This is a genomic window from Microcoleus sp., assembly GCF_041354475.1.
In the GTDB taxonomy this organism is placed as follows: domain Bacteria; phylum Cyanobacteriota; class Cyanobacteriia; order Cyanobacteriales; family Microcoleaceae; genus Microcoleus.
Genome location: NZ_JBGJZU010000007.1, coordinates 122,479 through 132,948 on the forward strand (window position 1 = coordinate 122,479; position 10,470 = coordinate 132,948).

General features: G+C 47.2%; 9 protein-coding genes. 5 read left to right on the forward strand and 4 right to left on the reverse strand.

Going from position 1 to position 10,470, the window contains the following annotated elements:
* The first annotated feature begins 5 nt into the window (after positions 1 to 5).
* The 3 genes from ACBR23_RS04705 (at position 6) to ACBR23_RS04715 (ending at position 2,467) form a co-directional block, all read left to right on the forward strand.
* Complete coding sequence (locus tag ACBR23_RS04705) at positions 6 to 356, forward strand: hypothetical protein (protein ID WP_341733642.1); 351 nt, start codon at positions 6 to 8, stop codon at positions 354 to 356.
* Positions 357 to 462: 106 nt separating this feature from the next.
* Positions 463 to 1,983 (forward strand): AAA family ATPase, encoded by a 1,521-nt coding sequence (locus ACBR23_RS04710; RefSeq protein WP_371114438.1) that lies wholly within the window; start codon positions 463 to 465, stop codon positions 1,981 to 1,983.
* A gap of 130 nt (positions 1,984 to 2,113) precedes the next feature.
* A complete protein-coding gene (locus tag ACBR23_RS04715; protein WP_341733643.1) occupies positions 2,114 to 2,467 on the forward strand; it encodes a DUF1257 domain-containing protein in 354 nt (117 codons plus the stop codon).
* A 339-nt stretch (positions 2,468 to 2,806) separates the two neighbouring features.
* On the opposite strand, the gene ACBR23_RS04720 is transcribed toward ACBR23_RS04715, so the two are convergent.
* The 3 genes from ACBR23_RS04720 to hetZ all read right to left on the reverse strand — a co-directional run bounded on the left by ACBR23_RS04720 (position 2,807) and on the right by hetZ (position 7,553).
* Positions 2,807 to 5,176, reverse strand: a complete 2,370-nt coding sequence (locus ACBR23_RS04720; protein ID WP_371114437.1) for a transglutaminaseTgpA domain-containing protein — start codon at positions 5,174 to 5,176, stop codon at positions 2,807 to 2,809.
* 141 nt (positions 5,177 to 5,317) lie between these two features.
* Positions 5,318 to 6,379, reverse strand: a complete 1,062-nt coding sequence (locus ACBR23_RS04725; RefSeq protein ID WP_371114436.1) for a hypothetical protein — start codon at positions 6,377 to 6,379, stop codon at positions 5,318 to 5,320.
* Positions 6,372 to 7,553, reverse strand: a complete 1,182-nt coding sequence (gene hetZ / locus ACBR23_RS04730) for a heterocyst differentiation protein HetZ (protein ID WP_341735625.1) — start codon at positions 7,551 to 7,553, stop codon at positions 6,372 to 6,374. The genes ACBR23_RS04725 and hetZ overlap by 8 nt, the downstream gene beginning before the upstream one ends.
* Before the next feature lie 171 nt (positions 7,554 to 7,724).
* On the opposite strand from hetZ, the gene ACBR23_RS04735 reads away from it, so the two are divergent.
* Entirely contained in the window at positions 7,725 to 8,210 is a 486-nt protein-coding gene (locus ACBR23_RS04735; RefSeq protein ID WP_371114435.1) for a hypothetical protein, read from the forward strand.
* 140 nt (positions 8,211 to 8,350) lie between these two features.
* On the opposite strand, the gene sds is transcribed toward ACBR23_RS04735, so the two are convergent.
* Entirely contained in the window at positions 8,351 to 9,322 is a 972-nt protein-coding gene (sds, locus tag ACBR23_RS04740; RefSeq protein ID WP_340520005.1) for a solanesyl diphosphate synthase, read from the reverse strand.
* A 652-nt stretch (positions 9,323 to 9,974) separates the two neighbouring features.
* Between sds and ACBR23_RS04745 the strand changes: the two genes are divergently transcribed.
* The gene (locus tag ACBR23_RS04745) at positions 9,975 to 10,133 is read left to right on the forward strand and encodes a hypothetical protein (protein ID WP_341732012.1); all 159 of its coding nucleotides are present in this window, start codon (positions 9,975 to 9,977) and stop codon (positions 10,131 to 10,133) included.
* Positions 10,134 to 10,470 lie beyond the last annotated feature (337 nt).

Genomic DNA, 10,470 nt, shown 5'->3' on the forward strand with positions numbered 1-10,470 from the left:
GTCCTATGCAAGAAAAGCAAAAAGTTACACTGTATCTTCCACCTGAACTGCATCGCCAGCTCAAAATCAAAGCCGCAGTAGAATCTGAACCGATGTCATCAATTGCAGAAAGGGCAATTGTCTTTTACCTAGGAAACTCCGAACTGGTTGACGAAGTAGAAGCCTCCTACGGACAAACCCATCGGGTATACACTTGTCCAGAATGCACGGGTTCAGTAGTAATGCGAGATGGAGAACTGGCATCGTTAACAAGTCAGCCAAGCGTATTGGCTGAGCAGGAGCTTCCAGTCAAGCAGGTGTCAGGCGTCAGCGCCAGCACAGCCCTACCGGGAGAGGAAGAATTAGTTCCCTGCTAAGAATGCCTTGCTTCCGCAAGCGGCTAGAACTGAAATAGTCAGTTTTCAGCTAATGGCAGCATTGAGATTTAGCCAAGATAGCACCGTCTCTAGTGGGTCGAGGAATATGCAAGAAGAGATCAGTATTCTAATCCAAGCTCAATATCCTCTGATCTACCTCGTGACATCCGAGGAAGAGCGGTGTGAGCAAGCAATTTGGACAATAGCTCAAGGCAAACCACAACGGCAAGTCTTTGTCTGGACTGTAACCCAGGGTATGCTAAAGTACGGTGAACCTAGGACAAACGCCCAGCAAAACACGCTCTCGCCACAGGCAGCTCTGGAATGGGTGATCCGGCAGCGAGAACCTAACAGCAACCCCAGTATCTATATTTTCAAGGATCTTCATCCTTTTAAAGATGATGCGGCTGTAACTAGGTTGTTGCGTGATGCGATCGCCAACTTCAAAGGAACACAAAAGACAATTATACTGATGTCTCCTTTGCAGCAAATTCCGATCGAGCTAGAAAAAGAAGTGGTAGTCTTAGACTTCGCCCTGCCAGACATGGCGGAACTAAACCAAGTATTGTCTAGCCAGTTGGAACAAACCAAATCGCGACGCATTACCACAGAAGGGCGAGAAAAACTCTTGAAAGCAGCCTTGGGGTTAACCAAGGATGAAGCCGAAAAAGTTTATCGCAAAGCCCAAGTTTGCAAAGGGCGCTTGACAGAAGAGGAAGTAGACATAGTTCTTTCCGAGAAAAAGCAGCTAATTCGGCGCAACGGCATTCTAGAGTTCATCGAAGAAGACGAAACCCTGGATGCAATCGGCGGCTTAGAAGAACTCAAACGGTGGCTCAAGCAGCGTTCCAACGCTTTCACAGAGAGAGCGAGAGAATACGGTTTGCCCCAACCCAAAGGAATGCTGATTCTTGGTGTACCCGGATGCGGAAAATCGCTGATTGCCAAGACTACATCCCGCCTCTGGGGACTGCCTCTGCTGCGTCTCGATATGGGTAGAGTCTACGACGGATCGATGGTAGGTCGATCGGAAGCTAACCTCCGTAACGCCCTAAAAACCGCAGAATCCATCTCTCCAGCCATCCTCTTCATTGACGAACTAGACAAAGCCTTTGCAGGAGGCACTGGTTCGGCAGACTCAGACGGAGGCACATCCAGCCGAATTTTCGGTTCCTTCCTCACTTGGATGCAAGAAAAAACTTCCCCAGTTTTCGTCATGGCAACAGCCAACCGCATCGAGCGGTTACCGGGGGAATTCTTGAGGAAAGGGCGATTCGACGAGCTCTTCTTTGTTGACCTGCCAACGAAAGAAGAACGCCAAGATATATTCAAAATTCACCTGTCAAAGCGGCGCATGGACATCTCTCGCTTCGATTTAGAGCAACTGTCCAACGTTTCCGATGGCTTTTCAGGCGCCGAGATTGAGCAAGGGCTAGTAGCAGCCATGTACGAAGCCTTCGCTCAAGATAGAGAGTTTACGCAGTTAGATATCATCGCGGCCATTAAATCCACATTGCCACTGTCTAAAACCATGACCGAACAGGTCAGCGCCCTCCGAGATTGGGCGAGACAGCGCGCACGGCCCGCTGCGTCTTCCGTCGCTGAATACCAGCGCATGGAATTCTAAAAGCTTTCTCCTGGTCCAAACAGGAGCAAAGGCTAGCCACAGCTAGCAGTTCGATTCAAGAGCCGCCCAGCGGCACCGTTAAGTCCAGACCGTTGTTGTTTCTCTCTCAGTTCTATTAGGAGGAAATCCAATGTCTCACTTTAGCACTCTGCGTACCAAAATCACCGATGCCGAAATCTTGAAAGCTTCCCTACGCGACTTGGGTATCACAGTCAAGTCAGAAGCTGATGTTCGCGGCTACAACGGCCAACGTGTTCGCTCCGACATCGTAGCAACTCTCGAAGGCGAATATGACTTGGGTTGGTCTCGCAATAGCGACGGTTCTTTCGACTTGATTGCAGACTTGTGGGGCGTCGCCAAAAAGCACAATCAAACTGAGTTGATCAACTCGATCAACCAGAAGTACGCAGTGAACAAAACCTTGGCAGCAGTCAAGCAACGTGGTTTGCAAAACGCCAACGTTAAGCTGGTAGTTCAAAACTAATTGATCTGCGCGTTTCTAAGCTGGCGGGTTAACCTCATAGGGTTAACCCGTTTTTTCGTAATAAAAACTGAATCATATCAATTCCGGTTGTATCGGAATGATTTAACCGCGAAGGCGCGTTCGGCGAAGCCGTTCCCGTAGGGTAGGACGCGAAGGAAGAGAAGAGAGAGTTTAATAATTCCAATGAAGAGAGGATTTGATATCAGTCCTGGACGCATTGGGGGTCAAAAACCCCTGGTGGCTCAGGAACCGCGGATTCGAAACCCTGCGTGAATATTTGTGGAAAAAAACGACGATTTTTGGAAGAAACCGGGTTTTTTGAGTCCAGGACTGTTTAAGTTAAAACCAGCGCTTTTTAAGTTGTTTTAAGTGAGATTTCCTCAAATTCTCCACCAACTGCCGCAACTGGTTCAAATTACCCATTTCCCCTCCGTACTTCCAGCGCACATAAGCCTGAGAAACCTCCTCAATCACATCTGCTTCATCAGTTCCCTGATTTTGGCGCATCGCCTCAGCATACTCCAAAGGCGTTTGAGCGCGAGTTTTGGCAAATCCGCGACTAGCCAAATCCTTCAACATTTCCTGATAAACCCCCTCCACAGGCGGTAACTTCCCTAGCCAACGACGGTAACGCCACTTACGCCACAGTTGCCAAATTAACCAGCCTAGGAAGCCAAAGGCGATCGCAGCAATTAAGCCAGTAAACAGCCCCACCCAGCCCTTCGCCAACTGCGCCAAAAACCAGCCCACCATTAAACTAATCCAGCCAATTACAAAACCTATGACTGAATCTAACCCACTTCTCAGAGGTGTTGGTAGCCAACCCGCTACCCACTTCCAAAATGATTCCAGGGCGCTAAAAGTCTGGTTATCTTCCACCGAAGCCGGAATCAGAGGATAACCGGGAATCGGATTAAAAGCAAACCAGCCGTAATTGGGAAAATATACCTCCGTCATCAAGAAAGCATCGGTATTTTTGACAATATATAAACCCGTAAATGGGTTGAATTCCCCCGTGTCAAATCCGCCCACCATCCGCGCCGGAATTCCGATCGACCTCAGCATGATTGTCAGCACCGTCGAAAAGTGGTCTGGATATCCACCTGTTATATTTTTGCCGCCCTGGGTATTTTGATAACCAAACAGAAAACTCTCGACTAAATCTTCATTTTCTTCTAAATAAGGCAAGGCTTTTTCAATTTTATAATTCGGATTTTGCTTTAAATATTGAGCTAAATATAAAGCTTTTTCGTAGGGAGAGTCGATCGCTCTATCTGATTTAGCTACTCTAGTTCTAGCCAGCAATATTTCCTCGGTTTTTGCCCGCACCTTGGCCGCAATTTTCGGAGGCACATCTAAATAGAACTTGCGAATATTTTTCGGGTAATCAGTACCAGTTTTATCCAACAAATTCCGATCGCGATAAGGCACATTAGAAATCACCGTATAAGTCAAACCCTCAGCCAACTCCACAGGCGATCGCAATCCGCCCTCCGCATCTATCGCCACATCCGTAGTCGGAAAATAAAGCTCCTTAGCCTTGTTTAAAGCCGGAATCAAATTAGGCAACTGAGCAACAATAGTATAACTTTGAATTACTTCTTGAGTCCGGGGTGCATTCGGAAACGGATTCAGATAAAATTGATAGGACCACCTTGGTCTGTTAATCTTTTGAGCTTGTTCGTTGCGAGAAATTTCCCAGCCCTGACCGGTGTATTTGTCAAAGCCTAATACCCGCCAAAAACCCGCCGCCTGCGATCGCACCCGCATCACCACTTGAGGTTTCATTTCCCCCCGCAAATTTTGATTGATGCGCTGATTGAAACCGTAATAAAAAGTAGAGTCAACCTCTCCTGGGCCTTTGTCTGGGTTTCTCCCCCTTCCTGTGCCACTTCCTTTTTGATTTCCCCCTCTGACATACCCCGGATTCAGAATACTGCGGGAGTCAAACTCGCCCTTATATTCAATGGGAGCACTCACCGGAAAAGTCCGTAATTGATAGCCAGGGAGGCGTGGTAAAAATGCAAATATAGTCAGCCCCAATCCCACAGTTATTAGCAACAATAAACCAAAAGATTTTGGAGATAAGGTGGCTGCAAATAATGACCAGTTTTTGTTTTTTTGATCTTGATTTTCTACATTTTGCTTAGTCTTGTCTAGCTGGGAGAGTCCCAAGCGCGATCGATAATCCAAAACCAAAGTTGGCAGTGCTAAAGCTAAAAACAGTAACAGCAGTGGTCCAAAAGTCAAGGTTTGGCTGAGAGTCCCTGCTACTCCTAACAAAATCAGCCCGATTACCATCGAGTAGCCTAAATCTTTGCGGCGCGGCAAATCGAAGCTGTGCAGCACTTGAACTTGAATTAATAGTTGGGCCAAAACTAACCTTGTATCGTTCAATTCTCCTACCAAACGGCTGAAGAAGGCGAACAGGGCCACCAGCATACCAATGGCGATGCAGAATTTAGCTGCTACATTGCGATCGCGCCGGCGATACCAACTCCAAGTTGCCCCCACAATACTAACAGGCACTGCCCAAAGATTGAGATTCTCTTCCGAAGCAACATCCGTAGCCACAATTCCCACTATTACCAACAACTGAACTAGGATTCGCAGCAGTAAAGAATCCTCAGTCACCGGCGGAGGCATTGCCTCAATCTGCTCCCACAGCTTACCAAAAAAAGGTATCTTTCGCAGGTTATCAGTTGTCATTTTCACCCCTTCGATTTTCCCTGATTTATTTTTGATTGTTTATACCGATTGATTTGGGGGCTGATTACCAAATTGCGATCGGTAAAAATCCTATTCAAAAACGCAGTTATTTATTTAAAATTTGCCTTTTTAGTTGCAATTTTAGACGGACAAAGTAGGACGAATTGCAAACATCAAAGGTCTGGCATCGAAGTTTTGGAACCGAACTTCTAGTGCATAGGTTTTGTCAGGTTGCGGGTCAAACAACTCCACACTTAAATTACCTGAATTTGGTCGCTGTGCACTTGCTTGTGCATTTTCTCCTTTAAGTTCCAAACTTCCTCCTCCGGGAAATTGACACTCAACTCTCAAAGATGTCATCGAATGTTCTGTGTCAATCCTTGACTGGTATTGGGCTTCTAGAGTGAGGGAACCCAATGCAGTCAGCCATTCTCGTGATACTGGCGACTGATTTGCCGGACAATTCAAAGTTAGAGAATCCAGAATTTCCCGCGCGGCCATCAGCGACAGTAGCATTTGTTGGTCGGCTGTTGCGGCTTCGTAATTAGGAAAATCCTCTATATCTAAAACTTCAACTCCGCGCACAGCACCTCTGAGCACTAAGCCAGCTAATTCGTTGAGTTCCTGAGATTGGTCGGGAAACAAGCTATCTACAGCCTGAACTAATTTTTTTCCTTCTAGCAGCGACGACATTACCAGATTCTGACAGGGTTCTAGGAGTTGTGCAAAAACCCCTTGGGCGATCGGAATTGGCAGGCGTCCCCATCTGATATTTTGGAGTTGGGGTGTCCAGAGGTGTAGGGGGGGAACCCATTGGGGGGTTACATCGTCTGGATAGTCGTGGTCGTAGCTTTGAATTTCTGTTTCCCAAGGAAACAGCGGCGGGTTGGATTCAATCGAGGCTCTTAGCCTCTGTTTTAACAAAGTCTGAAAACGATCTTGCACGGTCGGTATTTCTCCCATTGTCAGCGGTTGTGCGGTTTCATTGCTTTGGGTCCCTACTTGATACTCAAGTGGGTCTGGTTCGTCCCATTCCCAGTATTCCCTTTCGGAAGGCTCTCCTGTGTCGTCCCACTCTTGAGAGGGAAACGGCCCAGTTACTTTTTCCTCATCTTTACTCAAGGCATTCGCAGGCGCTTGCAATATCCAGTCTAAAAAATGGCGCTCGAAAGCCTCTGCATCCCTGTTCGTTTCGTTATTCATCACTAGATGCCCCTTCTCCGGAATCTGAACGATTACGCAATTCCCAGGCCAGTTCCAGCAACTTAAACCACCTTTTCTGTACCTGGGCTACCGTGCTGCCGAGGGTTTGTGCGATCGCTGAATCTGACAGACCCTGTTGCTTCAACTTTAGCAAACGCTGTCCCTCTGGGCCAATTTGCTCAGAAAAAGCTTGCCACTCAGCCGGCAGCAAACCCAAGTTTCGATCTAAGTCTGCTTCTAGCCACTGGTGAACCAGTTCCCAGCGGTGAGACATCGCAAACCGAAGCAAATGGTATTTGAAGCGCTGCTGCAAATAGTCTCTTTGGCGGGGAGTGATGCCCAGAATTGCCTCTATTTCCTGGGTTGGCAAATCTTGCAACCTCAGCACAAAATAATCTGCACATTCTTGTTGGTTGCGCTCTTTCAAGTAAGCAACTAATTCGTCAATCACGTTTTGTCGCAGAGACTCTGACTCCTCGCCGTTGGGGCGAATTCCACTAGCACCTTGTCCGGCCATCGCCTCTCGTACTGAGTGTACTGAAGAGTCGTTCCAGGTTTGGTCAGAATCTGTAGCCCCTCCGTCTGCGGCTTGTTCCATATCTACGGAGGTTTCTTTGGGCTGCTGCTGGGAAAAGGTTTGGGCCCGCAAAATAATTAGTTGCTGGCTGCGGTTCCGAGGCAAAGGAATACGCCGTTTACCAAAGCGCTCTACAAATGCCATGTACTCTGCTAATTCTAAGCGAGTGCGGGGGCTGTAGGTGGGTGGCAGTTGCGTTTCGCGCCGGAATGCTTTTAAAGCTTCGAGATAAAATCCTTGCAAGAAATCTTTGATCAGCTCAATCCGCGCCTGGTAGCTAGATTGCACCTGGGGTGGAGTGATGTAGCGATAGACGATCGCGCTGAGGGTACTGTGTAATTCTACTCGTCCTGGCCCGGAGCCTAAATTGTAATAATGGAGGCATTGTTGCAAGCGGTGCTGGGCGAGACCTAGGGCAGAACCTTCTATGTCTCCAGAGGCTTGAATCCGCTGGCTTTCTGTGCATATCCTGTTGACTTCTGCTGCGAGTCGTCCTGCTACATCCCGGCAATTCTGCTCAGACGCGCGAGTGGACTTTGTAAGTTCGTCTAACAGCAGTTGAAAGATGGTTTCCACGCTCTGGCAGATTTCCCGCATGATTGTTTACAACTAACCTTGAAATTAGCACACTCATGTGACTTTAGATAGAACACTTTAGATTTGCGAGATGCTTGCAGGTTGTCCCAGCTATCCCATAGTTTTACAATACTTGGACGCGCACCTGCTAACCTGAAATTCTGAATATCCAATCTCAAATTATAGCGACCGATGGATTTAGATCTACAGATTCGAGCACTCATCGATAAAGCTCCCCCTGACGGTTCGACACCACAAATTCTAGAGGCGATCTCCCCGGCGCTGCGATTACTTGCCCAACAGCTTGAGCATCTGGAATACTTTATTTTGCAAAACTTCGATCGAAGTTGGGCGATCGCGGTTTTGAGCAATCTCAAGCAACCTGGGCAAGAGAAGCGGGTGATTTATGCTTGGAGTAATTTGAAAGATGCTTCCCAGGCTCCGGCTGCTGCGGGCGATCGTATCTTGCCTGTATCCATACCTGTTACTCACATTTTATTTCAGATGCTAGCTCTCGAAGGTCTTGACAGTATTGTTTTTTTTGAAACTCCGGGCAATCTGGAAGTCGGCACGGAAGTCAGTCGCGACCAAGTGCAGAACTTAATTAATGTTTACTTGCAACAGTATCGATCGACTTTACTGTCAAATTCTAGCAATCTCCCCCCGGATATCGCTTAGTTGGGCATCGGGAATTGGGCATGGGGCATTGGGCATTGCTCCCCCACTCTCCCCTCTTCCTTCTTGGTGAATTTCCCCCATCCCCCCTCCCCCATCCCCCTTGGGAGGGGCAGGGGGGGGTGGGGGGTGACTTCTTCCTTCTAATAAAGTCGGCTCAAAACGTATTCCGCCAAATCAATCAAAGCTTGGCGAGACTCTGAATGGGGCATTGATGCCAAGTATTCGACCGCTTTCTGTGCGTGATTTGTGGCTAATTCTCGCGATCTTGCTATACCTTGAGAATCTGCCACCAGTGCTAGGGCCTGCTCTAAATCTCCTTCTTGGGCAAACTCTCGTTCTATGAGAACTTCCAAGTAAGGCTTTTCTTCCAGGGCAAATAGTGCTGGTGCTGTCAGATTACCGCTGATCAAATCGGAACCGGCGGGTTTCCCCAAAGTTTCTGTTGAAGCGGTGAAATCTAATATATCATCTACTATTTGGAATGCCAAACCAATGTTGCGACCGTAGTTGTACAAATCGTCTGCTACTTCCGCTGAAACCTCGCTCAAACAGCCCGCTGCTTTGGAGCTGTTGGCAATTAAAGAGGCTGTTTTGTAATAACTTTTTTCTAGGTACGCTTCGATCGACAAACTGGTATCAAACCCATTTAGTCCCTGTTGAATTTCTCCCTCTGCTAAATCCATAATCACTTCTGAAAGCAGTTTGACTACTGTCAGGTTGTCGAGATTTGCCAAATGCCAGGAGGATTGAGCAAACAGAAAATCTCCCGCCAATACTGCCACTCGATTGTTAAACCGACTGTGAACCGTCGGCACTCCCCGCCTCAGATCCGACTCGTCCACCACGTCGTCGTGGACTAGACTTGCCGTGTGGATCATTTCCGTGATTTCGGCGAGGCGACGGTGTTTTTCCGTGATTTCCCGATCGGGCATCGTCGCCTTGGCGACCAACAAGACTATTGCGGGTCTCACCCGTTTTCCCTTTGTGCCGAATAAGTATTCCGCAGCCGCGTACAAAATGGGATGACGGGCACCCACTAACTGTTTCAAGTTTTCTGTCAACAGTCGCAGGTCTTCTTCAACCGAGGAAAATAGGAGAGTGCTAGAGATCATGGATACGCCGACTCAAGCCGTAAAGTAACAAAATTTTACATATCATATCTTTATTTTAAGGTAATTCTCTGCGATCGGGAACAAAAATCTCTGCGATCGATAGCGATCGATCCTCTGTCATCAGCCAGAAGTTATGGGCTTGAGGGTGAGCAGCAGCAGGCTACCAGAGACGTGACCCTATTGTATCGAATTGTTAAGGACTTTGGGAAAAAATCTTTAAATGCTATAAAACCTGTGCTATACTAGATATTAAGGATTTAAACAATTCCATACATTAAGCCCAGCTAAATCAGCAGGCAGCTTTAGAGTATCTGCAAGAGGTTGTTAGAGCCAGCCTTGTTAACCCGATCCCGACCAAAAACTCTGGTAAGTATTTTATGCTCATGGGAGCAAAAAAAACACGAGTTAATGGTAGTGGATTGTATGTGTGCGGTAGCTCAAGGCAGCTAGAGTGCAACACTTTAGGCTGTTAAAGCATAAATAAAGCAGTAAATGATAGTGGACAGGGAAAAGTTTATTTTTCCCGATCGCTTTATATCAAAAAGCAGCCTTTAGAGTCAAGGCGTTGTTTTGTGTGCTGACTTAATGTAGTAGGTGTTGAACCCGTCCTCCCCCTGTTTGACCTTCTCCTCCTCGACTGGTGGCTCTAATTATGATTTACCGTGATATTCCTCTAATTATTCCCATTCTGGCCACGGGCTATGTAATGACTATTTATTTGCTGCTAATCTTGGCCGAACGCAGCGCTAAAATAACTCGACTGGGTGGGTGGCGCTTACCTGAAGCGGAATCCCGAAGCACCGTGCGCTAAGCTACAACTAAATAATTCTCAATAGTCAATTGATAACCCTGCCTCTGTACTGACATACAGAGGCAGGGTTAACATTAGATAGACTCGTGAACTACCCAACACTCATCGCGTAGGGCTGTTAGTGTGGGCTTCCCAATTCAAGGACAACAGCTTTAGCTAAAAATGATAAAATCCTGGTGGCCAAAACGGTGAAGAGCGCTATGCAGCAAATTATCAAAAAATTGGGTTGAAAACCCCGTCCTTAAGGACGGCTTTAATTCTTTGGTAGATTTTACCGAGCCTGTTAGAATGGAATAGTAAAACAAAGGACAAAGAATGAAAGCAAGATTCCAATACA

Bases quoted from the DNA above. Each gene is read 5' to 3' on its own strand.
- ACBR23_RS04735 (WP_371114435.1), top strand. From the start codon at position 7,725: ATGGATTTAGATCTACAGATTCGAGCACTCATCGATAAAGCTCCCCCT.
- ACBR23_RS04725 (WP_371114436.1), bottom strand. From the start codon at position 6,379: ATGAATAACGAAACGAACAGGGATGCAGAGGCTTTCGAGCGCCATTTT.
- ACBR23_RS04710 (WP_371114438.1), top strand. From the start codon at position 463: ATGCAAGAAGAGATCAGTATTCTAATCCAAGCTCAATATCCTCTGATC.
- hetZ (WP_341735625.1), bottom strand. From the start codon at position 7,553: ATGCGGGAAATCTGCCAGAGCGTGGAAACCATCTTTCAACTGCTGTTA.
- ACBR23_RS04705 (WP_341733642.1), top strand. From the start codon at position 6: ATGCAAGAAAAGCAAAAAGTTACACTGTATCTTCCACCTGAACTGCAT.
- sds (WP_340520005.1), bottom strand. From the start codon at position 9,322: ATGATCTCTAGCACTCTCCTATTTTCCTCGGTTGAAGAAGACCTGCGA.
- ACBR23_RS04720 (WP_371114437.1), bottom strand. From the start codon at position 5,176: ATGACAACTGATAACCTGCGAAAGATACCTTTTTTTGGTAAGCTGTGG.
- ACBR23_RS04745 (WP_341732012.1), top strand. From the start codon at position 9,975: ATGATTTACCGTGATATTCCTCTAATTATTCCCATTCTGGCCACGGGC.
- ACBR23_RS04715 (WP_341733643.1), top strand. From the start codon at position 2,114: ATGTCTCACTTTAGCACTCTGCGTACCAAAATCACCGATGCCGAAATC.